Source organism: Nocardia sp. NPDC052566 (assembly GCF_044547285.1).
Taxonomy (GTDB): Bacteria; Actinomycetota; Actinomycetes; order Mycobacteriales; family Mycobacteriaceae; genus Nocardia.
In genome coordinates this window covers 1-24,844 of record NZ_JBIUAF010000001.1, presented here as the reverse complement: position 1 = coordinate 24,844, position 24,844 = coordinate 1, and the positions used below count along the sequence as shown (strand labels likewise).

Below are 24,844 nucleotides of genomic sequence, written 5' to 3'. Positions count from 1 at the left end.
AGGTTCGACCATGCTGGAATTCGGTTCGGTTCGGTTCGAAGGAGCAGGGTAGATGGGTAGCTCGTTCACACTCGGTGGCGATCGCACGGTGAGCCGAATCGGTTACGGCGCAATGCGTTTGGCCGCAGCGCCGGAGCCGGGACACGACCAGGGCATGGGCCACATCTGGCGCGCGCCCGTCGACCGGGCGGCCGCGACGGCCGTGCTGCGCCGCGCGGTCGAACTCGGCGCCGACCTCATCGACACCGCCGATTCCTATGCGCTCGGCGAGAACGAGGAGCTGATCGCCGAGGCGCTGCACCCGTACCGCGACGATCTGGTGATCGCCACCAAGATCGGTGTCACCAGGCCGTCGCCCACCGAGTGGGTACCGATCGGGCATCCGGCCTACCTGCGCCAGCAGGCCGAGCTGAGCCTGCGCCGCCTGAAGGTGGACCGGATCGATCTGCTGCAGCTGCATCGCCTCGACCCGACGGTGCCGCTCGCCGATCAGATCGGGGCGTTGCAGCAACTGCGCGAGGAGGGCAAGGTCCGCCACATCGGACTGTCCGAGGTGACGGTCGAGCAGTTGCGCGAGGCCGAGCGGATCGCGCCGATCGCCAGCGTGCAGAACATGTACAACCTGGCCGAGCGCGGACACGACGCGGTCGTCGACTACGCGGCCGAGCGCGGTATCGCGTTCATTCCGTTCTTCCCGGTCGCGGCGGGCGCGCACGCGGGCCAGGACGGTCCGGTGGCGGCGGTCGCCCGCGAACTCGGCGCGACCCCGGCGCAGACCGCGCTGGCCTGGCTGCTGCGCAGATCGCCTACGGTGCTGCCGATTCCGGGCACCACCTCGCTCGACCATCTGGCGGAGAATCTCGCCGCCGTGGACATCCAGCTGTCCGACCAGCAGTTCGAGCGGCTCTCCGCCATCGGCGCGGCGCAGGGCTGACCCCGCCGAAACGGGCAGCGCCGCACCGCATTCCGGCGACGCTGCCCGGCGGGGCGCGGCAGCGATGTGGCGCGGCGCACACCACACGTCGCGGCGCGGTATCGCACCGATAGATTGAGGGGCATGAGTAACCCCGGGGCGGGCGTCTTGGCCGTAATGCCGCTGCACACGATCAGCGAGGTATACGGCGAGACCGGATTGCGTGAGCGACTACTGCTGGAGATAGCGGAGCTACCCGAGTCCGACCGGCTGACCCAGGCGCTGGAACTGGCCACCGAACTCCATCGCGACGACCGGTACGGCCGCGAGCCCTACCTGAATCACCTACTGCGCGTGGCGATTCGCATCGTCAGCCACTACGAGGTCCGCGACCCGGACCTGGTCGCGGCCGGGCTCCTCCACGATTCGGTCGAGGACCACGCGCCCGAGCTGGCGGGCGATCGCCCCGGCTCGCCGACCGACGCCGCACTCACCGAGCTCGCCGAGCGGTTCGGCGGGCGAGTAGCGGAAATCGTTGCCGCCGTGACCAATCCGGAGCCCGATCCGGCGATCGATCGGCATGTCCAGTACCGCGAGCACGTCGCGGCCAGCCTGGATCGCGCACCGCTGGCCCGCGTGGTCAAGCTGTCCGACTTCACCGACAACGGCGTCGGCATCCTCTACGCCGACGGTCCGGCGATGCAGAAGCTCGCCAACAAGTACCGCCCGCTCACCGATGTGTACCGCGAGCTCGTCAACCGGCAGGACACGCCGCTGGCCGCACACGTCAAACAGCACATCCTCGACCAACTCGACAGCGCCGACCAGCGTTTCGCCGCAATCCTGTCCGCGGACTGACCGCGGCCTTCGTTCACGGAGTCCGCAGCACCGAATCCACCATCTCGCGAATCCCGGCCAGCAGACGCTCGGTCTCCCCGGCGCGCACCATCATCGGCACCAGCTCACCACCGAGCGGCGCGAGCAGCAGCTGCCCCACGGTCTCCGCGTCGAGGCCTGGCCGCGCCTCGCGCAGCATCGCGGCGATATGCGCGGCCCAGAAGGCGTGGAATTCCGAGCGGCGCGGATGCGGCGGAATCGCATGGTAGGCAACGACGAGCTCGACATTGTCGACCACGAGCATGGTCATCGCCTCGAAGTAGGCGCGTAGCCGTTCGCCCGCGGGCGCACCGGGCCCCAACGGCGGCGGCCCGTCCGTGATGGCCGCCATCAGCTCGACGGCGCGCTCACCGATCAGCTCGTGCAGTAGACCCGCGCGGCTGCCGAAGCGGTGGAAGATGGTGCCCTTCCCCACCCCGGCCGCGGCGGCGACCATGTCCATGGTGACCGTCTCGGCGCCGTGTTCGATCAGCAGCGCGCGCGTCGCGTCCAGGATGGCGCGCCGGTTGCGCGCGGCATCCGCCCGTTCCCTCGGCCGCCCGTCGACCATCGCACCCGCTTTCGTTGACAAGTTGACTGACGGTCCATATCGTTCGGATATCTGGACCGCTAGTCAACTTATGGAGTTGGTAATGCAAGCAATCGTAATGACGGCCGTCGGTGGACCCGAGGTGCTGGTCCCCCGCGATGTAGCCGCGCCGCGGCCGGGCCCCGGCGAGATCGTCGTTCGCGCCGAGGCGATTCCGGTGCTGTACCCGGAAACCAGGCTGCGGGCGGGCGAGTTCTCGATCGGCGTCGAATTGCCCGCGGTGTTCGGGTTTCAAGCGGCCGGTGTTGTGGTCGAGGCCGGGGTGGAGACCGCGGCGGCGCTCGTCGGGCAGCGAGTCGTGGTGAACACCATGGGACTCGGCGCCTACGCCGAATTGGTGTGCGCACCAGCGGCTTCCGCGACCCTGATCCCCGACGGGCTGACGACCGCGGACGCCGCGGCGGTGCTGATGAGCGGATCGGTGGCGCTGCCACTGCTGGCGCGGGCGCGGCTCACCGGCACCGAGACGGTGCTGATCGAAGCCGCCGCGACGGGTGTCGGCAGCGCGCTGACCCAGCTGGCGAAGGGCAGCGGCGCCGCCAGGGTGATCGCGACCGCGGGCGGTCCCGAAAAGGCCGCGCTGGCACGCAAACTCGGCGCGGACGAGGTCATCGATCACCGTGATCCGCACTGGCCCGACCGGCTGCGCGAACAACTCGGCGGCGCGACGGTGGACGTGGTCTTCGATTCGATCGGCGGCACGACGGCACACGGACTGCTCGACGCGATGACGCCGCTGCACGGCCGGATGCTCGGCTACGGCTTCCTTTCCGGCGCACCGGCGCAGGTCTCCGCCACCGATCTGATCCCGCGCGGGCTGACACTGATCGGCTGCGCGGGCCCGGCCTGGCTCGGCACGGTCGCCGCCGCACGCGGCGAGGCGCTGGGCCGCGCCGCCGCCGGTCACCTTGCGCCGCTGATCGATTCGGTGCTGCCGCTGGATCAGGCGTCGCGCGCGCATCGATTGGTCGACGATCGCGTTCCGGTCGGTCGGGTCATCTTGCGGCCCGAGCTCTAGCAGGCACGATCGCGGAGCGGACAGGAGGACAATCGCACCGCCGCAGTGCGGAAAGGGGCACCGGAACTATCGTTTGCTGCCACCATGCTTCGAGTGAACCAGCCGCTGATGTGGGGTGCCGCCGCCGCAGTCATCGTCATCGCTCCGGTCGCCGGATTCGCGCTGCGCAGGCTCTTCGACCGGCTCGGCGCGCGGTCCGAGGAACGGTCACGATCGTTCCGGCAGCTCACGCTACGGCTCGGGCGTGACCTCTCGGTGCCGGTGGTCTCGCTGACCGGGCTGCTCATCGCGATCTCGATACCCTCGCATCTGCCCATCGCGCCACAGGTGGCGCGCAATACGCTGACGGCGGCGCTGGTCATCGCGGTCACCTTCGCGGTGGCCAGGCTGGCCGCGGATATCATCACCTCGGTGGTGCTCGCGGTCAGCGGCATCGGCGGCTCGGCGAGCCTGTTCGCGACCATCACCAGGGTCGCGGTCTTCGCGATCGGCATCCTGATCACGTTGAGCAGCATCGGCATCGAGATCACCCCGCTGCTCGGCGCGCTCGGCATCGGCGGTCTCGCGATCGCCCTCGCGCTCCAGGGCACGCTCGCGAACATCTTCGCCGGCATGCACATCCTGGCGTCGAAGATGGCGCAGCCCGGCGATTTCATCCGGCTCGACAGCGGCCAGCAGGGCTGGCTGCACGATGTGAACTGGCGCAACACCACCATCAGGGAGGCGCCGGGCAATCTGGTCGTGGTGCCGAATGCCAAGTTCGCGGACGCCATTCTGACCAACTACAACCGGCCCGCGCAGGACACCGAGGTGCCGGTGGAGGTCTCGGTCGCGTGCTACAACGACCTCGAGGTGGTCGAGCGGGTCACGCTCGAGGTAGCGCGCACGGTCACCTGCGCCACGGAAACGGCGGTGCCCGAACATGATCCGCTGCTGCGCTTTCACACGTTCGGCGATCACATCGGCTTCCAGGTCGTGCTGCGCACCCGCACGTTCGCCGACCGCGACGCGCTCGCCAGCGAATTCATCAAACAGCTGCATCCCCGATACCGCAAGGAACATATCGCGCTGGACGGCCTGCGCCGTTCGGGCCTGGCCGCGGAGCCGGAACCCGGTCCGTCGGTGGAGATTCCGATCAGGACCAGGGACGAGGAGCCGGAGCCCGACTACGAGGACGCCTAGCTTCCCCGAATCGGCTGGCCTCCCCGAATCGGCTGGACCGCGCGGGCCCAGCCGATTCATCTCACCGGTTCGTCTCACCAGCCCTTGAGCTGGTAGGACGGCGAGTGCCCGGCGTCGTAGTCGCAGCTGAAGTTACGAATGGCGTGTTCGCGGACCAGCTGCTGGCCCGCGTCGACGCACTGGCCGTAGGTCCGGTACCAGCCATAGGTTGTCGTCGCGGCCGTGAACTCCGTGCCGTTCTGCACCGCGATCCGCGTATCGGCCTGAGCCGGCGCGGAGAGTCCGGTGAGCGCGACGATCGCGATGCCGAAACCCATGACTGCTGCACGTATGCGCATTGATCTTTCCTATCTCCCTGAGGGGTAGTCGAAACCAGATGCCGATCGGTCGGCGACTGCCTGCGATCGGCCTACCCGCACTGGTGGGAAGAGCGTACGAACCGTCCGGCATGTTCATGATCGAAAGTCACAAATCTTAGGCTCGAATTAAGGTGCGCCACAGTAGCTTTGGGATCTTGCGCACTCGAGAGGGCCCTGCGCGCGACAGCGGCGTCACTGCGCCGCGCGGTCGGTATACGGGCTGGACTCCATATCGGCGAGCAGGCCGAGCGCCCGTTCGCTCATCCGCTCGAGACAGCGCAGCAACGCGGGATCGACGACCTCGCGGCACTCGGCCAGCCGGGCGGCCACCGCACCGTCCACGAAACCCGCCGCCGCCCTGCGTAACCTGCCACGGACTCGACATTCGTCGAACAGACCGGTGCCGAGCAGACCGGCCCACAGGTGCAGCAGCCCCCACCACACGAAACAGGCATGCAGGTAGGTCGGCAGATCGAGTCCCCTGCCCGTCCACGGCGAGACGACCCGGCACCGCCCGTCGTCCGGCATCGCACGGCGCAGCCATGGTGTTCCGGCGACCAGCCCCACCGCCTCGCTCATCCCGAGGAGACCATGGGTGGCCTCGTGGATGACGGCCTCGGCCACGATCACGTCGTCGACGATGCCGAGATCCGGGTTGGTCAGCACCGCACGGCCGACGAACCCGCGCGGCGAATTGGAGAGAAAGCCGGTGCGCACCCGATCGGCCCGCAACCACAGTTCCCGCACGACCATCGGGAGGTAGTGCACCGGAGCCGCACTGCGCGTGGCGATTCCGGTGAACACGCGATCGATCCGCTCCGCGACCGGCCGCATCGGCGCGTTGTCCGGATCGCGGAATACCGGAATCCGGCCGATCACTACACCGAGGTAACCCACTCGAGTGCGCGCACCCGGCGCGGTGATTTCGGCAAGCAGATGCGCCCGCACCTCCTCCCTCGAATACCGCCGCGTGATCAATCGGCAACTCGTCGCCGGGGTGGTGAGTATCGAAATCAACCGATCATCCCCGGTGCTGTCGAGCACCGTGAGAAGTGGTTCGGCGCTGCGCGGTTCGATGGCGGTCAGCTCGTCCAGGAATCGCCCCATGGCGATACGCAAGCTTTCCGCGTATTCGGCGCGTAGCGCCGTCAGCGTGTCGTATTCCGTTGTCCGCCACGTCAATACCTGCGCAAGGTCATCGAATTCGATCTTGCGGGAGTTGTTCACGCGATTACTGTAACCACGAACAATGCGGACCGGTCGGCGAATTCACACCGAATCGTTGGGGCGACGGGCGAATCCGGGCGCGTGCTCCGGCAGTGCGCCGCGCGCCACCAGGAATGGCGGGATACTGCGGACGACGGGGATATTGCGCACGATGCGGACCGTGAGCGGCGTGCGATCGCGGTTGGCGACATTGATGCGGCCCGCCACCGCGGGCTCGATCACCCTGGCGTGCAGGAATCGCTGCATGCCCTGGGTCACCACCGTCGGGAAGATGCGCCTGCGCTGCACCCTGGCCAGATCCGCGGGGCCGGCGGTGCCCGAACGCAGCGGCGTGGCAAGGATTCTCGCGGCGGCCACCGCGTCCTGCACGGCGAGATTGATGCCGACGCCGCCGACCGGCGACATGGCGTGCGCGGCGTCGCCGATGCAGAGCAGGCCGTCGGTGTACCACTTGTCCAGGCGATCCAGTTTCACATCGAGCAGCTTGACCTCCTCCCAGCTGGTCAGCGCGTCGACGCGGTCGCCGAGCCAGGGGGCGACGGCGACCATGCTGCGCACGATATCGCCGACCGGGCCGCGCCTGGCCACCTCGTCGCTGCCCTTGGCGATCAGGGTGGCAACCTGCCAGTAGTCGCCGCGATCGAGCATGACACCGGCCCGGTTCGCGCTGACCAGCGGGACGGCGCCGTGCGGGTCGATCCCGGTGCGCGGCAAGCGGAACCACCACACATCCATCGGCGTCGGCCAGCTGCGCGACGCCAGACCGACCGCCGAGCGCAGCGCCGAATCGCGGCCGTCGCAGGCGATGGTGACGTCGGCGCGAATGGTGCCCGCCTGGCCGTCGGTGGTCCGGTAGGCGACGCCGACCACCCGTCCTTCGGACCAGACCACGTCCGTCGCTTCGGTATTCATTCGCAGCCGGAAGGTCGGCTCCTGTTCGGCACTGCGCGCGAGCAGATCGAGCAGATCCCACTGCGGCACCATGGCGATGTACTTGTGCTTGCCCGGCAGGTGTTTCAGTGTGAACAACCGCTGCACCGAGCCGTTGATCGCGAACTGGATCGAATCGAGCCTGGTTGCCGGGAGTTTCGCGAATTCGGTGCCGAGCCCGAGTTCGTCGAGCAGATCGAGGGTGGTGGGATGCACTGTGTCACCGCGGAAGTCGCGCAGGAAATCCTTGTGCTTCTCCAGCACCATGACATCGATTCCGGCGCGCGCGAGCAGCAGTCCCGCGATCATGCCGGCCGGGCCGCCGCCGACCACCAGACAAGTTGTGCTTTCCATCCGACTGTCCTCCCTCGGTGCTCACACGACTCCGGGGAAGATCCCGGAGCGCGGACTGCATACGGATCGGTGGAGATTCACCATCGATGGTAACCCTCGCCGCGATCACGAAGCGCCGCGAAATCGTCCGCGCACCAGTGGCTATCGCGTGTCGGCGGTCGACGAATTCCGCGGCGCGCGTCGCGATATTCGATATCGGATTACTACGACTTCCTCAGAACGGCGCGTCGGGTGCGAGTTGGCCGACCTCGGGGAGATAGGGGTCCAATTCGCCCGATTCGAAGCGGCACATATTGATCACCTGCCAGAACTGGCCCGCGGTATTGCCTTCGATCTTGTATCGCCCGTCCGGCGCGATCGCCGCCCAGCCCTCGGGCAGGCCGAGCAGCGCGGCACGGATCGCGGGCACGGCGGCGGGATCCGGCTCCTCCCCCGCACCACCCACCGTCCAGAGGATGGTGTTGCCGTCGTCGCCGCCGCTGGCGAGCAACCGCCCCGCCGGGTCGAAGGCGAGCGACCAGACGCGCCGCTTGTGCCCCTCCAGGGTGTGCAGATGCCGCCCGGAAGCCATGTCCCACAACCGGATCACCAGATCGTCGCCCGCGGTGGCCAGCATGCCGGTGCGCGGTTCGACCGCGGCGGACCAGAGCCGGGCGGCATGCCTGGTCAGCTCGTGCAGGCCCGCTCCGGTCGGCGCGTGCCAGATCCGCACGGTGGTATCCCAGGAGACGCTGGCCAGCCGGTCACCGTGAAAAACCACGGCGTACACCCGGTCTCGGTGTCCGCGCAGTGTGTGCAGCAGCCGCCCCGAGTCGACCTCCCACACCCGTACGACCGAATCGTCGCAGCCCGTGGCCATCAGCTTGCCGTCGGCGCTGAACGCGATCGAGCGCACCCTGCCACGATGTTCGGCGCAGACCGCCTGCAGCGCACCGGTGGCACGGCTCCAGATGATCACCGTGTCGTCGTCGTTGGCGGTGGCGAGCACATCGCCCGTCGGGTCGAAGGCCATCGCCCAGATCGGCGCCGATTCGACGGTGATGTGCCGCTCGTAGACACCGCTGTCCAGGTTGAACAGGCTCAGCCGCCCGTCGTTGCCCACCGTGCCGAGCTCGGCCGCCTGCACCGGGCTGAAAGCCGCCGCCTCGAAGGTGAACAACCGGTCCGCGCTGCCGACGACGGGACGCACCATCCGCCCGGTCACCGGATCCCACAGCCGCACCACGCCGTCGTTGCCGCAACAGGCGAGCAGCGTCCCGTCGACATTGAACGAGACGGTGCGTACCTGGCGGCCGTGACCGTTCAGCGTGTGCTTGCACACGCCGGTGCCGAGATCCCAGAGCCGCGTGGTGAATTGGTCGTCGGTGACGGCGAGCTGGCCACCGTCGGGCCGGAAGGCGAACGGCCAGATGGAGCCGGTGTGCGCGGTGAACCGGTGGCGCAGTTCGGCGGTCACGCCGTCGCGTACGCAGACCAGGCCCGCGCTGTCGCCGGAGGCGAGCAGGTCACCCGATGGGGAGAAGGCGAGCCAGTAGATCGCGGCGCTGTGCTCGGCGGGGGCGTACCGCGCCTCACCCGTCTCGATATCCCAGATGCGCAGTCCGCCATCGGTATCGCCGCTGGCGAGCAGCGGCAGTTCGGGATGGAAGGCGACGGGATACACCCGCCCGGTGTGACCGGGCAGTTCGCGCACCAACCGGCAGGTGGCCGGATCCCACAGTGCCAGTACACCGTCCATGCCCGCGACCGCGAGCGGTGTACCGGACGGATGAAAGGCGATGCGGAAGACGGCGCCACCCGCGCCGGTGAATTCGCCTGTCTGCCTGCCTGTCTCGACATTCCACAGCCGGACGCGGCCGTCGCGGTACGACGCCGCGAGCAGATCGTCGTGAAAAGCCATGCTGTAGATCAGTTCCCGGCTGCCGTCCGCGGGCATGCACTCGTGGCGCAGCTCGCCGTCCGGCAGCGACCACAGCCGCAGCACACCGTCGCCGTCGCCGGTGGCGAGCCGATCGCCCGCCGGGCCGACCACCACCGGCCACGGCCAGTGCGTATGCCCGCGCAGGATGCGGCGCAGCTCGCCGGTGGCCGCGTCCCAGATGTCCACCGTGCCGTCGCTGGATCCGGTGACGAGCACGGCCTCGGTGTAGGCCACCGCGAAGGCGCGGGCCCGGTGGCCCTGCAGGGTACGCAGCGGCAGCCCGGTCTCGGTATCGCAGATGAGCACGCCGCCGTCGTCACTGCCGATGGCCAGGGTGCCGCCGTCGGGGCTGTACGCGATCGGCTGCGGCAGCCTGCCGTGCCTGGCGTGGAAGCCGTGCCTGACTCCGATTGCGGCAGGCGCGAATTCGATACCGGCGCCATGGATACCCGGCACCCGCGCCGCGCCGCGCAGCTCGGTACCGCTCGGTGTGCCGATCACCTCGAGCAGCGCGGCCCTGGTCCATGTGCTGCCCGCGGCGCGCGCACCCGTCAGATCCGCCCTGGCCAAGCGGGACCGGCTGAAATCGGCGTCGGTCAGGTCGGCGCCGATCAGCGTCGCCTCGTCCAGCCTGGCCCCGACCAGCCGCGCGCCGCGCAGTACGGCGCCGTCGAGGTTGACCCCGACCAGCCTGGCGCCGGTGAGATCGGCGCCGCTCAGATCGACCTGTCGCAGATCCCGATACGACAGATCCTCACCGGCCAGCATCGCGCCGCGCAGATCGGCGGTGGGCGCGGTGCGCAGCCGGGTGGTGATCCGGATCGCGTTGGTGCGCGAAATGTCATCGCTGGCAGGATCGTTCAGCACGACCTCGGCCCAGCCGCGGGTGGCGCGATTGTCGGCGAGATCGCAGAGGAAGTCGATGGTCAGCTGGGACAGCGGCGCCTGGGTGAGCTGCGGCGGCGCGGCGCTGCCGCCACCGAACTGATCCGAGATGTGGTTGGCCACCAGCCATTCGGTCACCGAGGAGTGGATGAAGCCGAACAGGTTCTCCTCGGTGCGCACCAGCAGGCTGCCGGAGCCGATGGCATGCGCGGACTGCGGCACCGACATCCGGTTCGCCCCGGTGCCGTCGGCGAGATTCCTTGCCACCTCCGTCAATTCGGTGAGCCGCAGATACGGTTCACCGGTCTCCCAGATCCGCAGCGCGAACGCCGTCACCGCCCGCCACAGCTCCTCCAGCCGCAGCCCTGGCAGCGAACCCTGCGTGCCGACGGCACGATCGGCCTCATACGACAGCCAGGTGATCAGGATCTCCCGGTAGAGCCCGGCCGCGCCGACCGCCTCGTGCGCGCCCGCCGCCGCGTGCAGCCTGCGCTCGTCCAGATCGGCGATGAAGCTGAGCATCCGCGGATTCGCGGCGAGCCCGAGCAGATCCTGGATACCGGTGATCAACCGCACCCGCGCCTCGGCTCTGCGCACGTCGCCGCCGTAGCGATTGACCAGGAAGGCCTTGATCTGCGCCGGTGCGAAATCCTCGACGCTGAGGATGCGCCGATCGGTCAGCATGCCGACGCGCTCACCGAGCGCGGTGAGCACCTGCGCGCGGGATTCGAAATGCTGGGTGCGGCTGGCCACGATGATCTTGGCCTTGCTGACCGCGGCCTGCAGCAGCGTTTCCAGGTGCTCGGCGGCGAATTCGTAGCTGATCCTGGTGACGAGCTCGTCGAATCCGTCGAACAGCAGCACCACTCTGCCCTCGCGCAGCATATAGCGCAGCGCGGCCAGATCGATGCGGTCCTCGCCGTGGTTGGCCAGATGCGCGGCGACCAGTCCGTCCACCGAATGCGTCTTGTCCAGCGTGCGCAGCTCGATCAGGATCGGGATGAGCGCGGGCATGGTTTCGCCGATGCGGCGGGCGACCTCGCGCAGCGCGAAGGTCTTGCCGCGGCCGAAATCGCCGAGTACCAACACGAATCGGCCGTGATCGGCCGCGACGAGGCGCAGCAGCTCACCGGCGAGGTCGTCGTGGATCAGCTGATCGCCGTGTTCGAGGACGCGGAAGCGTTGCGACACATATAGATCCGGCGGATACCGGCGATCGCCACGCAGCCGGGCGGCCTGCTGGGCGAGGTAGTCGTCCAGATCGAGCAGGCCCTGGAATTCGATGAAGCTGCGCACCCGGAGGCCGTGGCTTGCGGCCTCCTCGCGCAGCGAACGGGCGGGCTGCGCACCGCGATAGACGAGTTCGGAACCGTATTCCGGGTCGTTGGCGAGGAAATCCTCCACCACCTGCCTGGTCATATCGCCGACGTGCACGCCGATCCGCCATACCGCGGTGACCTCGTCGCGCTGATGGGTGATCAGCAGATGCGGCGGATCGGTATCGATGCGGCGGATTTTCGCACCGGGATAACGGGTTTCGCACACCTCGGCGACGCGGTCCAATAGCCGGCCGTGCGGATCGACGATCGCGGGGGTGTCGACCACCGGTTCCGGGAAGTCGGGCCCGGTGATCTCCTGGCGGGCCGGAACCTCCAGTGCCCCAGCGGCATCGGCCCACGCGTGCGGGAATCGCGCGAACGGCTCCCCCGGCTCACCGTCGCGCACGGTGTATCGGGCGAGCCCGTCGACGGTGAGGTGGATGATCTCCTCCCGGCCCGGCGCGGCGCCTGGCAGCACCGGCAGCACACCGCCGAGCCGATCCAGGTGGCGGCCACCGGGGCCGGGACCGTGCAGCAGCAGGTGCAGCCTGCCGCCGAGCAGCCGCGACAGGGTATCGGCGTCGCGCAGCAGTGCCGGATCGGTCTTGACGGCGGCGGGGCCCGGCAGCGGGTCGTGGCGCACCACGCCGAGGCGCAGCCAGCCCGCCTCCTCGAACTGCCGCAGCCGTTGGGCGAACCACACCGCCTGGGTTTCGCCGAGCCAGCCGTAATCGTCCTCGGGCAGGTGGGTGGCGGCCATGGTCGAATCGAGCCCGGCGACCACCACCCGCAACTCCTCGATCGGGAACAGCGTCCACGGCTGGCCCACATCGAACAGCAGGTGGTCCAGACCTTGATAGAGCTCGCCGAACAGCCGCGCGAACTGGTGCAGCTTCGGAAAGTACGGCGGCTGCGGCTTGCGTTCGCGCGCTTCGCAATCCAGGAAATAGGAGTGGCAGGCGGCCCGGGACACGTCGTGATTGCCCGGCACCACGATCAGCCGATCCGGCGCCAGACCGAGCAGCACGCGCAGGCCGGTCAGGAAGGACAGCGCCTCGTCCACCTCGCGCGGGCGGCCCGATTCGGTGAGATCACCGGTGACGGCGATCAGATCGGGTTTGGGCACGCCCTTGCCGACCAGCTGGGTGACGTTGGCCCAGATGCGCGCCTGGAGTTCGCGGGCATCCGCGGGCTCGTCCCTGGCCAGCAGGCCGCGCCCGAAACGCGGACCGGGGATGTGCAGTATCGAGATGCCCGCATGGTCCTTCGGCTGCTGGATCGAACCGGGAAATACGGGCGCGGCCACCGGCGTGCGCCTGTTCACGGTGGCTTCGACAGGACCGCCGGTGTGCTCGTCGTACGGCCGCTCGGCGAGTGCCTGATCGCGCGGGAATCCTGGCTCGACACCCGGTTTGGCGCGGCCGGCGAGCAGATGTCCGACGCGCTCGAGCAGCACCCGGCGGGCCTGTTCCGCGGTCGGCACATTCACCAGGTCGAGATAGGTGATGGTGGCGAGCAGGCCCTCCAGCGCACAGTCGGCGACCCGCACCGGCAGCAGTTTGCCAGGATCGGTGCGGAAGGCGGCCTGCCATTCCATCGTGCCGTAGCGCGAGGTGAGATAGTTGTCCGAGAGCACGGCGAGCACCACGGTGGACTCGCGCACCCCGCGATCCATGAAGTCGATGAAATTGGTGCCTGGCACGAAATCCCACGCTTGGATCAGCGTCCGATAGCCGGAGATCTCCAACTGCCACGCCAGCCACGTCGCCCACCGCTCGTCGGCCGGGGAGTAACTGATGAAGAAGTCCCGCGCCCGCCCGCCCACCTGAGTCACCACCCCAGTATGTCTCAGTCACCCCGCATGTCCCGGGCCAATCGGCAAGGGGCCCAGTCGAAATGCTGACATGATGGCAGGTGTGCCCGAACAGGTCGATTGTCCGGAACATGAGGAGGCGGCGCGCGCGAAGCGGTCCCGCTTCGGCCTGTCGATCCTGGATTCGGTCCGGCTCGCCCTGCTGCTGATCGGGCTGCTGTGCGTGCTGACCGGGCTGCTGCCGCGCGACGAGGCCGTGGCCAACATGCGCAGGATCGGCCCGCTGCTGCTGTTCCTCGGCAGCGTGATCGTGCTCGCCGAACTCACCCGCCAGGCCAAGGTGTTCGACGTGATCGCGCACCGGCTCGCGATCCTCGGGCGCGGCAACTATGTCGCGCTGTTCTTCCTGTGCGTCCTGTTCGCCTCGGCCACCACCATCCTGCTGAACCTCGACACCACCGCGGTGCTGATCACCCCGGTGATGCTCGCGCTGGCCGTGCCCGCGCGGATACCGCCGCTGCCCTTGGCCATGACCACGCTGTGGCTGGCCAATACGGCGAGCCTGTTGCTGCCGGTCTCCAATCTGACCAACCTGCTCGCCGCCAACCGGGTCGCGCTGACCGCCACCGAATTCGCCGGACGGATGTGGGCGCCACAGCTGGCCTCGCTCGCCGCGACCATGCTCTGCCTGTGGATCTGGTACTGGCGGCGCGGCAGGCGCGGCAGCGATCGGTACGTGCCACCGGAACCGATCCGGCCGCACAACGCGAAGGAACGCACGCTGCTCTACACCACCGCCGGCGCCTGCCTGCTCTTCATCCTGGCGATACCGCTGGTCGGCGACCGGATCGGCATCGCGGCCGCGCTCGCCGCCGTCATCGCGGTGGTGGCGTTCGCGGTGTTCGACCGCGCGTCGCTGCGGCTGTCGCTGATCCCGTGGCAGCTGCTCGTCTTCGTGGTCGGCCTGTTCCTGGTGGTGCCGACGCTCAGCAGATTCGGCCTGTCCGACGCGATGCACCGGTTGATCGGCGGCGACTCCGGCGTGGTCGGCGCGTTCCGTGCGGCGGGTGCGGGCGCCGGTCTGTCGAACGTGGCCAACAACCTGCCCGCCTACACCGCGGGTGAGGCGGTCGTGCCGGAGGAGAACCGCAATCAGCTGCTCGCCTTGCTGATCGGCACCAATGTCGCGCCGATCGTCACGCCGTGGGCCTCGCTGGCGACGCTGCTGTGCCTGGAATTCTGCCGGACACACGGTGTTCGGGTGCCGCTGCCGCGGTTCGTGCTCACCGGCCTCGGCTTGGCGATCCTCGCGACAACCGGTGCCGTCGCGACGTTGCTGATCACCGGTTAGGCGCCGTCAGAAATAGTCGTTGTTGCTGTTACGGGACTGCTCGGCCTGCATCTCGGCGACCCATTTCCAATAGTGCTGGAAATACTGGATCACGGCCGACAGTGTCGTTCGCGCCTGCCGGTACTCCGCCTCGAAGCTACCCGGCGTCACCGCGTTCAACTCCCGATAGATGGTGACCGACTCGCGAACCGCCGGATAGACATTCGGGATATCCCGGCCGGTGAGCATGCCGACCCGGGCGAACTGATGCAGTGCCGCCGCCAGCTGGGGTAGCTGCGCCGGATCGTCGCCGACCAGCTCGCGATACGCGGCGACCGCTTGTTTGGCGGGTGCGAGCGCCTCGACCGGGCGGCCCAACCGCTCGAACCACACGCTGAGGTATTCCGCCGACCTGGCAAGCCCGAGGAGAGGAGCCGGGGAGTCGGCACGCAGGAGCAGCCGGTAGTGCCCGCCCGCGTCCCGTGCCGCGGCGACCGCCTCGGTCAGCTGGTCCGATTGGGCGTAGGCGAGCGCGAGCTGCAGCAGCGCCGCCGCGAGGCGGGACAGGTAGACATCCGGCGCGGCCGCCGCCAGTCCGTCGAACAGCTCGACGGCTTCCTCGCTCGCCACAATCGCACGCTCATCCCAGCTTTCGCGCAGGAGAACGCCCCCGAGCACCAGCAATGCCTCGGCGAGGTCCGGCAGCTGGGCGGCGCTGTCGCGCTCGAGCAGTGTCCGGTAGAGCTCGACTGCTTCGTCGGCGGCCTCGACCGCCGCGTGGGCCGCGTCCAATCGCCCGACCTCGACGAGCGCGGCGGCCAATTCGGGCAGCCGCGCGGGATCGTCGTCGGTGCGCCTGCGGCTGATCACGACGTGCAGCTTCGCCGCCTCCAGGGCCAGGTCCGCCGCACGCTCGGCGCGCCCGGCCCGCGCCAGCCTGGCGCTCGCGGTATCCAATGCCAGTGCCAGCGGCCGCAATTGGCGGTTCGGGGCGGCCTCGATCAGCTGGCGGCGCAGGCCGAGCGACTCCTCCGCCGCGGTCACCGACTCCGCGAGGCGATCCTGCTCGACCAGCAATTCGCCGAACAGATGCAATGTCGCGGCCAGTTCCTCGCGGTACGCCGCATCGCGCTCGACCAGGATCCGCAGGCCACGCACGGCCTCCTCGAGCGGATCCACCGCCTCGGCGCGGTGCCCCAGCTCCAGCAGCTGATCGACCATCTGCCGCAGTGCGGCAACGCAATCGGGAAGATGGACGACCGGATTCCGCCGCGCCAGCTCCCGCCGGATCAGCACCGCCTCGCGGCACGCCGCCAAGGCGTTCTCCCAGCGCCCCGCCCGGAACAGCCGGGTACTGAGCAACCCGAGCGAGGCGGCCAGATCGCCGAGATGATCATAGGGCTCCCAGTCCACCAGGGATCTGCGCAGCGCGACCGCCTCCTCGACCACGCCGAGCGCCGCGTCACTTCCCATGACGGACAACTGATTTCCCAGATCGTGCAGCGCCGCGGCCAGCGCGGCGAGCGCGCTGTGGTCTTCCGAATCCTCCTGCGCCAGTGTGCGCCCCACCTCGACCGCGGTGTCGATCATCGCGAGTGCCTCCTCGGCCGAACCCGACACGGTCAGCCACTTGCCGTAGTCGCTGGCGAGCCGCGCGATATCGGTGAGGTGCTCACCGCGATCACGCGACGGCAGGCTGAGGTACAGCGACATAGCGGATCTCGCGTAGTCCACCACGCCGTCGGTCCGCTCGAGCCGGAAGCCGGCGATCGCCAATTGGGCCTGGATGGCGGCGAGTTCGGCACGATCGGCGATCGGTGTGGTCGCGACGAGATGCGCGGCCGCACCGGCGGCGGCCATGGCGTCGGCGAACAGGCCCGCGTCGTTGAGCCGCTGCGCGTGGCGACGATGGACGACCGCGCGCGCCGCCGGATCCGTCGCGGCGGCCAGCCGAAGCGGATAGGCCCTGCCGGAGATCAACGCGACAGTCGACGCGCTGCCCAGATCCCGGCAGTGTTCGGGAAAGCAGGATTCGAGCGCGGTGAGCACCACGAGATCGATACCCGCCAATTTGACGAAGCGGTCGATCGTCGCGTCGCCCGCGGCGACGAGCACCTGCGGATGCTGCCTGATCAGCGGGAAGAGCAGCTCTTCTGCCACATGCGGCCACCGCCGCGCGGTCTCCACCAGGCTCGTCACGATCTGCGGTGTCCACCAGGCGATCTCGGATTCCCGTCCCTCCGCGGCGGTGAGCAGCCGCCACAGCGCGGACCCGGTCCACGCATCCGAGGCGATGGTGATCCCGTTGCCGCCCGATGCCCGGCCCGGAATCGAGAGCGCGACGAGATCCTCGCCGAGACGGTCCGGCCGCAGCGCCTCCAGTACCGTGCGCGGATCCTCGGGCGGGTACAGACGCCGATGGTCGTCGGCGAGTTCGTGCACCTTCTCCGGCGTCGACGCGAGGCCGAGGTGCTGCAGGATGCTCTCCGCGAGATGCGGCGTCACCGCGCCGACCAGCGTGGCCAGCCACACCACCCGATGCATCGTCTCCGGTCTGGCGGCAATGTGGCCGATCTCGAAAAGCTTTGCCCAGTGCACATATTCGCGGCGCAGCAGATAGCCCGACAGCGCGGCGGGATCGCCGGGCATCTCGGCGCCACGCAACTGACTGTCGATCGTGACGAGCGCGGCCAGATGCAGGGAGAGCACCGACGAGAAACCGCTGTCGGACAGTTCGATTTCCGCGGGCGGCCCGTCCCTGAGATCGTATTCCGCGCCCATGACGGCGGCGAAAGCCACCGCGGCCGCGCCGAAAAGAGTTGCCCTATCGATCTGCGTGCCCAGCGGACTCAATTCGATGGCCTCGGCATCGATGTCGAAATCGCCCTCCAGATCGTGGGCGAGGGCGGGCCACCAGTGCGCCGAGGATCGCGCGACCATGAGCACGCGCACCAGCACGCCCGGCCACTGGGTGAGCGCGTGCAGTTTGGCGATCAGGGCACGCAGGTGGGTGAGCAGCCAGCGGTCGGCGTAGTCGACCACCACGAGCACACCACGGCAATCACCCAAATGCAGTGGCGCCGAGCCGGTATCGGAATCCGGCGTGTAGACCGCACGCCACACCGCCCAGCCCGCCGCCGCGGCCTGCGCGGCGTAGTGCGCCGCCAGGCGGGTCTTGCCCTGACCGCCGCTGGCGTGGAACAGCCGGACACCGAGCGCGTCCGTGCGCGCCATCCACTCGTTCAACGCGGCGAGCTCGTCATGCCTGCCGATGAACGGCACCACCTGATACCGGGGATGCAGGAGACGCGACGGTTGCGCCCGCGCCCGATCCCTGGCCACCGATGCCGTGAGCAGCGGGAAATCCTCGACGCGGAATTGCGCGCGATCGGAGACAATCGTGACATCGCCCGCGACCCCGGCGATTTGGATCGCGTCGCCCAAGACGACGCTGTCCGCGACGGACTGCTGTCTACCGGGGCGGCGTCGCCACGGGAATTTCATCGGTCGACGTCTAGCTCGCCTACATCATGAATTTGATCCAGCGGACCCCCCAGTCGGCTGTGCGTGACGGATTGTCCCTTCGGCGGCTCCGCCTGCGCGGCGCCAGGAGCCGGGACGGCGCCCGGATTCGGCTGTGCGGCAGGGCTGTTCGCGGTGCGCCGCACGGTCACCTTGCCGCGCGCCCTGCTGACCTGGAGCACACCTCCCGCGATCGACGAATCCGCCACCGCCTGCGTCGCCGGGCCGGATCGGCGCGCGGTGACCACGCCGAATATCGTCGTCCCCAATCCGAGTGCGGCGATGACGAAGCTGCAAATACCTGCCAGTTTGCTTGCCCTGTCGAGGCCGACCGCGACGAACAACCACACACTGAATCCGAGTACGATCAGACCGGCGAAGCCGATCCCCCACCCGATGAATCGTTGTCTCACACGGCCATTATCGGCCCGGAATGCCGGCGGTGAACCAAGAAATTCCGGTCAACCTGTTTCGTGACATCTCACGGGCGACCGACCGGTTGGCCGGGTAATCCGGTGACAGTTACCTCCGCCGCGGTCTTCACCAGCAGGGCGAGATCGGCAATGGCGTCCGGTCGCGCCGCGAGGAAATTCACTTCCGCGCCGGTCACGTCGATGCGGTCGTCGAGTGGGACGCCGTCGAAATCGGTGATGTGCAAACCCGATTCACGAGCCATCAAAGTCCCGGCGGGCAGATCGACCACCCCGGCGCGGTAACCGACGAAACCGTCGATATCGCCGCGGCACAGCATGATCCAGCACAGCAGCGGGGACCACAGCTGAATCAGCCTGCGGGAGGACGTTTCCAGGACCAGCCGCAGCGCGCGGGCGGTGGCGTCGTCGCGGCCGACCGGATAGCCCTGCAACCAGGCGAGCACCGGTGACCGGCCCGCCGGCCACGGCGTCGGCCGCCACATCGGGCCGTCGGGCCCGGTGGCGCCCGCGCCGCGGACGGCCGACCAGGTGCGCTGGGTGATCGGCTCGTGCACGACGCCGAGCACCGGAACTCCCCTGCGGCACAGGGCGATACCGACCGTGCACACCGGTATGCCGATGGCGATGTTGTTGGTGCCGTCCAGCGGGTCGACGATCCAGCACCAGTCCTCGTCGAGCGCGTCGAGCAGACCGGATTCCTCGGCGAGGATGCGGTGGCTCGGGAACACGGCGCGCAACCGGTCGACGATGAGGCGCTCGGCACGCAGGTCGAGATCGGTCACCACATCGCCGCCCGCGTCCTTGACCCGGACGGTGCGTGCGGTGTCGAGGCCGGACCTGATCAGCGCGCCCGCCTCGGTGGCCGCCGCCGTCGCGACGGCGAGCGCCTTCGTCTCCGACAGCGCGCTGGCCTGCGGCAACGCGATCAGTTCGCTTGTTCGCATCGGTCCTCCAGGTGCTCGGGCAGTGCGACCGCCAACAGGTGGTCCAGCGTTGTTTTCGCGATCCGCCGCGTTTCCGTTGCGGTGCACGCGATCCGCTGGACCCAGTGGTCGGTGGTGGACAGCGGGGCAAGCGAGCGGTCCCGCGTGCCGTGCCGGTCCCGGCCGAGCACGACCGTGGCCGCCGCGCCGTGGACATCCGAGACGTGGAATACCCCGTGCCGCAACGTATAGGTCTCCCCCGCGCGGAATCGTTCGCACGATCGGATCCGGTAGCTCGCCAATCGCGAGGTCGCGCGCACCAGATCGCCATCGGCCGCGCTCTGGATCTCGAAGATCCGGTGCGTCGGCCTGGCCGGCGCCGGATCGACGTCGATGATCTCGTTGCCGACGGTGCCGTACAGCACCACGCTCACCAGGTCCCAGCTGTGCGCGTGCATCGGCGAGGTGGTCGGCGCCGCGCGCGGGCCCTCGGCCCACACGTGCAGGCAGACGCCGAGCCCGGTGCCCCGCCACACCGGAAAACAGAAGAAGCCCAACGGATGCTGGATCGCCATGAGATCGATCCGCCCGTCGAGCAGGCCGGTCAGGAAATCGATGGTCCAGCGTCGCACCGCCTGGCCGGGTGCCGGTGACCCGACCAGCAGGCGTAGCCGGTCGTAGGTGTTCACTAGTAGGGGTTCCTCGGTTGTAGCGCGCGGCGCACGATATCGGCGACCTCGCGATCGGTGTAGGCGGCGGGTAGCTCCAAGTCGAGCCGGTCGAACAGGTCACGCGCCTGTTCCACGGTCGGCTCGTCGGACAACGTCAGATCCTCGCTGCGGCTCAACGGCACCTGGCGGGTCTGTTTGAAGCTGGCCACCAGTTCGCGATTCAGATCGCGGTAGTACGGCTTGTCCTTCTCGAACATCAGCGCGGGCGTATTCGGGTTGTCCTGCGTGGTGACGATCACCACGCTCGACGACAGGTCCCAGCGGAAGGTGGTCATCACCGAGGACAGGCCGATATCGATGGTGAGGAAGGTGAACCGCTGCCGGAACCAGCATGCGGCGAGCACGGTCGCGTAGGACTCCTTGCGGGTGCGGTCGGTGGTCCACTGTTCACCGGTGCGGTCCGCCTCCGGCACCAGCGAGGTGCGGAACTGGGCGTAGGTCTTGCACAGCTGCTCATTGGTGGGATCGAGGATCTCCATCTGCATGCGCAGTGGGCGTTGTTCCCTGCGCGCGTTCTCCACGCAGGACGGCAGGGTCACCGCGCGGATATAAGTTCCGGTGCCGCCCTTGAAGATCCACTGTTCGGTGCCGCGCCGGGCGAGCGTGTGGGCATGGCCTATCTCGGGGCCGTAGAGCAGTTGTACCGACGACGCGTCCCGCAGCGCCTTCGCCGACAGATGCCGATCACGCAGCAAGGTGCCCGCGAGCAGGCCGAGCACCAGCAGGGTGGCCGCGTTCACCGTGTCGGGCTGCAGCAGGTCGAGCACCGCGAGGGCTCCGACGACGACGGCCAGCACCAGCGCGACGAGGCCGTCGACGTTGTTGCGCAACCAGATCAGCACTCGTCCCATCCGAGCCCTCCCCTGTGTTTCCCCCAAGGATAACGACCGCGAGCCGGGCCGAACGGCCGAAATCGGAAGTAACAGGCGTACCGATACCCACGGGGTTGACCTCGAGTGCGGTTCAGGTAGCAGGATCGTTCCCGTGCCCGCGACGGGACGGCGGGCACAGACCGGGTCCGCTCCCGCTGGATCCCGTACACCCACCAGCGGGAGCGCCCGAAACAGCAACAGCCGCACACCATTCGGTGTGCGGCTGTCGGGGATGTCGCTCAGTGGGCGGTGATTTCCCACTCGTAGACGGTGAGCTCGGAGGAGCCCGTGGTGTGGACCGGATCGGTGCGCACGAGTTCACGTGCGGCATCGAGGCTTTCGGCGTACAGCACATACGCGCCACCGGTGCCGTCGGTGAACCGGCCGCTCTCCACCAGGTGACCGCGCTCGATCAGCCCATCGAGGAACTCGCGATGCGGTCCGATCACGGCCGGATCGAAATTCGGCGTGCGCATCGCCATCACCAGGTACTTGTTCACTCCGGCGCCTCGGGCCGCCTTGTCGCGGCCGCGGCGGCGCGGACCTGCGGCGCGACGAGCACCACCTGGCCGAGCACGCCGTTGATGAACGCGGGGGAATCGTCGGTGGACAGCTCCTTGGCCAGCTCCACCGCCTCGTCCACCGCGACCACGGGCGGAACATCGTTGGCGTGGAACAACTCCCACACCGCGATGCGCAGGATGGCACGGTCGACGGCGGGCAGCCGGGACAGTTCCCAATCCTTCAGGTAGCCCTCGATGGTGCCGTCCACCCGGTCCAGGTCGTCGGCGACGCCCTCGACCAGGGTGTGGGTGTAGGCGTGCACCGGCGCGACCTGCTGATCGCGCACGGCCAGCTCGGCGCGCTCGCTCAGCAGATCGGCCACGTCGACATCGCGCGCCTCCGCCTCGAACAGCAGATCCACCGCGCGACGGCGGGCCTTGTGCCTGGCACCGAGCTTCTTGTACGTGGACTTCTTGTCCACCGGCTGTTCGGCCACAGTCACAGTATCCCCGCCGGTCGTCCCGCCCGGGCGATCAGGAGTTGACCCGGCCGAGGTAGCTGCCGTCGCGCGAGTCGATGCGCAGCTTGTCACCGGTGTTGATGAACAGCGGGACCTGCACCTCGGCGCCGGTCTCCAGGGTCGCGGGCTTGGTGCCGCCGGTGGAGCGGTCGCCCTGCAGGCCGATGTCGGTGTGCTGGACCACGAGCTCGATCGAGACCGGGAGCTCGACGAACAGCGGCTCGCCCTCGTGCACGGCCACCTGGACCGGCATGTTCTCCAGCAGGAAGCGCGCGCCGTCGCCGATGGTGCCCTCGGCGATGTGCAGCTGGTCGTAGGTCTCGCCGTCCATGAAGATGTACTCGGACCCGTCGTGGTACAGGTAGGTCATATCGCGACGGTCGACCGTCGCGGTCTCCACCTTGACGCCGGCGTTGAACGTCTTGTCGACGACCTTGCCGGACACCACGTTCTTCAGCTTGGTCCGCACGAAGGCGGGGCCCTTGCCCGGCTTCACGTGCTGGAACTCGACAATCTGCTGGAGCTGATTGTCGATCTTCAGCACGAGGCCGTTCTTGAAGTCGCTGGTGTCCGCCACTGTCCTCGGATCTCCTAGTTCGTAAACAACATGGTCAGCCGCCGTCATTCGACGACGGTTAGGTCTTTGCTGGTGTGGGTGAGCAGCTCAGGGCCCCCTTCGCGCACCACGAGCGTGTCCTCGATCCGGACCCCGCCGCGGCCGGGAAAGTACACACCTGGTTCGACGGTCACCGCCACGCCAGACAGAAGTGTACCGGTTCCGGTTTTGGCGAGTCCCGGCGCTTCGTGGATGCGCAATCCGACGCCGTGCCCCAGGCCGTGCACGAACAGCGCGCCGTGCCCGGCCTCCTCGATCACCGAGCGGGCCGCGGCATCCACCGCGGCCACCGACGCGCCCGGCTTCAGCGCCGCGCATCCGGCCCGCTGCGCCTCCTGGACCAGGGCGTACACCTCGCGCTGCCAGTCGCTCGGGGCGCCGAGCACCAGGGTGCGGGTCATATCGGCGTGGTAGCCGCCGACCATCGCGCCGAAGTCGAACTTCACGAAATCGCCGGACTTCAGCACCGCCTCGGTCGGGCGGTGGTGCGGGACGGCCGAATTCGCGCCCGCCGCGACGATCGTCGCGAACGCCAGTGCCTCGCCGCCGAGTTCGAACATCGCCCACTCCAGGTCCCTGGCCACCTGGCGTTCGGTGCGGCCGGGACGGATCGCGCCGCGTTCCAGCAGCGCGGCCAGTGCCGCGTCACCCGCGGCGCAGGCGGCCCTGAGCTGGGACACCTCGTAGGGATCCTTGACCATGCGCAACTGCTCGACCAAGCCCGGCGTCGGGACCAGTTCCAGGCCGGTGCTCTGATCCTCGAATCCGCGGTGCTGATCGACGGTCACGATGTGGCTCTCGAAACCGACGCGGCCGAGCTGCCATTCACCGGCCAGCTCGACGATGCGGCGGGCACTGGCCCTGGCGATCTCCGCCCGCAGATCGGGAACCTGCTCGGCCACCTGGGTGCGATAGCGGCCGTCGGTGCAGATCACCGTGCGTTCCTCGGCATTGCGCATATCCCAGCAGTGCACGAGCAGCACCGCATTGGATCCGGTGAATCCGGTCAGGTACCTGATGTTCACCAGATCGGTGACCAGCAGGGCATCGACCTCGTTCTCCACCAGCAGACTGCGCAACGCACCACGGCGCGCCGCGTAGTCGGGCTCGAGGCCCACGTGATCAGCAGACATGTGTCAAAACTACCGCCGACACGCCGTCGGTCGGCAGACAACACGGGGACCGGGTGCTCCGGATCGGCGGCGATGCGGGCAGAGAGTCGCCGTACGTGCGCTCTGCGCGCCTCGGACAAACCCGACAAAATCGCCGCTAACGCATGGTGCGCCCGGCAGATTCCGGCTCGCGGGGTGTTCACATGTGCGGACGTTGTGCACATTCGGCCTCGCGGGGGTTGATCACCGCGTGCCGACGACAAAGCTGGAACCCATGTCCCCCGTTGCGTTTTCCGCGCTGGCGGCGTGGTGCGCGGCATTGAGCGTCATCGATATCCGCGCTCGGCGGCTACCGAACGCGCTCACCGTGCCCGGCGCGCTCGTCGTCCTCGGATACGCCCTGTTCACAATGCAATTCACAGCCGCGCTACTCGGCGCAGCCCTCCTCGCCCTCCCCTATCTGGCCGTACACCTAACAGCACCAACGGCATTCGGCGCGGGCGACGTGAAACTCGCGATCGGCCTCGGCGCGGCGTCCATCCTCGGCGGCCCGCAAGCCTGGGCACTGGCCGCCATCACCGCCCCGGCGCTGACCGCGTGCGCCGGAACCACCCTCCTCCTGATCCACCGAATCCGAGGTGCCGCCACGTGCCCGAATCACCCGATCCCCCACGGCCCCGCCATGTGCGCGGCAACCACCCTCGCCCTCCTCCCCACCCTCTAACGCCCCACCCCCGCCACCATCAGGTCCAGCCCACCCGCCGAGGGGGGGGGGCAGGGCCCCGGCCCCCCCCCCCAAGGGCGGCCCAGGACCGGGGGCCCGGGGGGGCCCGGCCGTCAAAGCGGCCCCGGGGGGGCCGGGCGCCGGGGCGT

Annotated in this window: 20 protein-coding genes; 6 read left to right on the top strand and 14 right to left on the bottom strand. The window is 68.8% G+C overall.

Annotated features, from left to right (window positions below; genetic code table 11):
* The first annotated feature begins 52 nt into the window (after positions 1-52).
* A complete protein-coding gene (locus tag ACIG5A_RS00100) occupies positions 53-934 on the top strand; it encodes an aldo/keto reductase (RefSeq protein ID WP_397235956.1) in 882 nt (293 codons plus the stop codon).
* 123 nt (positions 935-1,057) lie between these two features.
* Positions 1,058-1,771, top strand: a complete 714-nt coding sequence (locus tag ACIG5A_RS00095) for an HD domain-containing protein (RefSeq protein ID WP_397235954.1) — start codon at positions 1,058-1,060, stop codon at positions 1,769-1,771.
* A gap of 13 nt (positions 1,772-1,784) precedes the next feature.
* Here the strand turns inward: ACIG5A_RS00095 and ACIG5A_RS00090 are convergent, their stop codons facing one another.
* The gene (locus ACIG5A_RS00090; protein ID WP_397235952.1) at positions 1,785-2,381 is read right to left on the bottom strand and encodes a TetR/AcrR family transcriptional regulator; all 597 of its coding nucleotides are present in this window, start codon (positions 2,379-2,381) and stop codon (positions 1,785-1,787) included.
* A gap of 61 nt (positions 2,382-2,442) precedes the next feature.
* Between ACIG5A_RS00090 and ACIG5A_RS00085 the strand changes: the two genes are divergently transcribed.
* Complete coding sequence (locus ACIG5A_RS00085; RefSeq protein ID WP_397235950.1) at positions 2,443-3,417, top strand: zinc-binding alcohol dehydrogenase family protein; 975 nt, start codon at positions 2,443-2,445, stop codon at positions 3,415-3,417.
* A gap of 93 nt (positions 3,418-3,510) precedes the next feature.
* Positions 3,511-4,599: a mechanosensitive ion channel family protein gene (locus tag ACIG5A_RS00080; protein WP_397235948.1), complete on the top strand. Its 1,089-nt coding sequence runs from the start codon at positions 3,511-3,513 to the stop codon at positions 4,597-4,599.
* A 74-nt stretch (positions 4,600-4,673) separates the two neighbouring features.
* Here the strand turns inward: ACIG5A_RS00080 and ACIG5A_RS00075 are convergent, their stop codons facing one another.
* From ACIG5A_RS00075 to ACIG5A_RS00060, 4 genes are all read right to left on the bottom strand, one after another.
* Positions 4,674-4,937 (bottom strand): hypothetical protein, encoded by a 264-nt coding sequence (locus ACIG5A_RS00075; RefSeq protein WP_397235946.1) that lies wholly within the window; start codon positions 4,935-4,937, stop codon positions 4,674-4,676.
* Between the two features lie 213 nt (positions 4,938-5,150).
* The gene (locus ACIG5A_RS00070) at positions 5,151-6,185 is read right to left on the bottom strand and encodes a hypothetical protein (protein ID WP_397235944.1); all 1,035 of its coding nucleotides are present in this window, start codon (positions 6,183-6,185) and stop codon (positions 5,151-5,153) included.
* A 42-nt stretch (positions 6,186-6,227) separates the two neighbouring features.
* Positions 6,228-7,469, bottom strand: coding sequence for an FAD-dependent oxidoreductase (locus tag ACIG5A_RS00065; RefSeq protein ID WP_397235942.1), 1,242 nt, complete (start codon positions 7,467-7,469; stop codon positions 6,228-6,230).
* A gap of 214 nt (positions 7,470-7,683) precedes the next feature.
* Positions 7,684-13,428, bottom strand: coding sequence for a TIR domain-containing protein (locus ACIG5A_RS00060; RefSeq protein WP_397235940.1), 5,745 nt, complete (start codon positions 13,426-13,428; stop codon positions 7,684-7,686).
* A 73-nt stretch (positions 13,429-13,501) separates the two neighbouring features.
* On the opposite strand from ACIG5A_RS00060, the gene ACIG5A_RS00055 reads away from it, so the two are divergent.
* Entirely contained in the window at positions 13,502-14,758 is a 1,257-nt protein-coding gene (locus ACIG5A_RS00055; protein WP_397238737.1) for an SLC13 family permease, read from the top strand.
* A 6-nt stretch (positions 14,759-14,764) separates the two neighbouring features.
* Here ACIG5A_RS00055 and ACIG5A_RS00050 read toward each other — a convergent pair whose 3' ends face one another.
* The 9 genes from ACIG5A_RS00050 to ACIG5A_RS00010 form a co-directional block, all read right to left on the bottom strand.
* Complete coding sequence (locus ACIG5A_RS00050; RefSeq protein WP_397235938.1) at positions 14,765-18,241, bottom strand: tetratricopeptide repeat protein; 3,477 nt, start codon at positions 18,239-18,241, stop codon at positions 14,765-14,767.
* On the bottom strand, positions 18,238-18,672 hold the full coding sequence (locus ACIG5A_RS00045) for a hypothetical protein (RefSeq protein ID WP_397235936.1): 435 nt from the start codon (positions 18,670-18,672) through the stop codon (positions 18,238-18,240). Before ACIG5A_RS00045 ends, ACIG5A_RS00050 begins: the two co-directional genes overlap by 4 nt.
* Before the next feature lie 68 nt (positions 18,673-18,740).
* Entirely contained in the window at positions 18,741-19,637 is an 897-nt protein-coding gene (locus tag ACIG5A_RS00040; RefSeq protein ID WP_397235934.1) for an inositol monophosphatase family protein, read from the bottom strand.
* Positions 19,619-20,305 (bottom strand): hypothetical protein, encoded by a 687-nt coding sequence (locus tag ACIG5A_RS00035; RefSeq protein ID WP_397235932.1) that lies wholly within the window; start codon positions 20,303-20,305, stop codon positions 19,619-19,621. The genes ACIG5A_RS00040 and ACIG5A_RS00035 overlap by 19 nt, the downstream gene beginning before the upstream one ends.
* Positions 20,305-21,198, bottom strand: coding sequence for a hypothetical protein (locus ACIG5A_RS00030; protein ID WP_397235930.1), 894 nt, complete (start codon positions 21,196-21,198; stop codon positions 20,305-20,307). Before ACIG5A_RS00030 ends, ACIG5A_RS00035 begins: the two co-directional genes overlap by 1 nt.
* A 260-nt stretch (positions 21,199-21,458) precedes the next feature.
* Positions 21,459-21,719, bottom strand: coding sequence for a YciI family protein (locus ACIG5A_RS00025; protein WP_397235928.1), 261 nt, complete (start codon positions 21,717-21,719; stop codon positions 21,459-21,461).
* Entirely contained in the window at positions 21,716-22,219 is a 504-nt protein-coding gene (gene nusB, locus ACIG5A_RS00020; protein WP_397235926.1) for a transcription antitermination factor NusB, read from the bottom strand. The genes ACIG5A_RS00025 and nusB overlap by 4 nt, the downstream gene beginning before the upstream one ends.
* 37 nt (positions 22,220-22,256) lie before the next feature.
* A complete protein-coding gene (gene efp, locus ACIG5A_RS00015) occupies positions 22,257-22,820 on the bottom strand; it encodes an elongation factor P (RefSeq protein ID WP_397235924.1) in 564 nt (187 codons plus the stop codon).
* A gap of 44 nt (positions 22,821-22,864) precedes the next feature.
* Positions 22,865-23,992, bottom strand: coding sequence for a M24 family metallopeptidase (locus ACIG5A_RS00010; RefSeq protein WP_397235922.1), 1,128 nt, complete (start codon positions 23,990-23,992; stop codon positions 22,865-22,867).
* Positions 23,993-24,245: 253 nt separating this feature from the next.
* On the opposite strand from ACIG5A_RS00010, the gene ACIG5A_RS00005 reads away from it, so the two are divergent.
* Positions 24,246-24,695: a prepilin peptidase gene (locus ACIG5A_RS00005; RefSeq protein WP_397235920.1), complete on the top strand. Its 450-nt coding sequence runs from the start codon at positions 24,246-24,248 to the stop codon at positions 24,693-24,695.
* Positions 24,696-24,844 lie beyond the last annotated feature (149 nt).

Bases quoted from the DNA above. Each gene is read 5' to 3' on its own strand.
- ACIG5A_RS00100 (WP_397235956.1), top strand. From the start codon at position 53: ATGGGTAGCTCGTTCACACTCGGTGGCGATCGCACGGTGAGCCGAATC.
- ACIG5A_RS00095 (WP_397235954.1), top strand. From the start codon at position 1,058: ATGAGTAACCCCGGGGCGGGCGTCTTGGCCGTAATGCCGCTGCACACG.
- ACIG5A_RS00085 (WP_397235950.1), top strand. From the start codon at position 2,443: ATGCAAGCAATCGTAATGACGGCCGTCGGTGGACCCGAGGTGCTGGTC.
- ACIG5A_RS00075 (WP_397235946.1), bottom strand. From the start codon at position 4,937: ATGCGCATACGTGCAGCAGTCATGGGTTTCGGCATCGCGATCGTCGCG.
- ACIG5A_RS00065 (WP_397235942.1), bottom strand. From the start codon at position 7,469: ATGGAAAGCACAACTTGTCTGGTGGTCGGCGGCGGCCCGGCCGGCATG.
- ACIG5A_RS00055 (WP_397238737.1), top strand. From the start codon at position 13,502: ATGGCAGGTGTGCCCGAACAGGTCGATTGTCCGGAACATGAGGAGGCG.
- ACIG5A_RS00050 (WP_397235938.1), bottom strand. From the start codon at position 18,241: ATGAAATTCCCGTGGCGACGCCGCCCCGGTAGACAGCAGTCCGTCGCG.
- ACIG5A_RS00040 (WP_397235934.1), bottom strand. From the start codon at position 19,637: ATGCGAACAAGCGAACTGATCGCGTTGCCGCAGGCCAGCGCGCTGTCG.
- ACIG5A_RS00030 (WP_397235930.1), bottom strand. From the start codon at position 21,198: ATGGGACGAGTGCTGATCTGGTTGCGCAACAACGTCGACGGCCTCGTC.
- ACIG5A_RS00010 (WP_397235922.1), bottom strand. From the start codon at position 23,992: ATGTCTGCTGATCACGTGGGCCTCGAGCCCGACTACGCGGCGCGCCGT.
- ACIG5A_RS00005 (WP_397235920.1), top strand. From the start codon at position 24,246: ATGTCCCCCGTTGCGTTTTCCGCGCTGGCGGCGTGGTGCGCGGCATTG.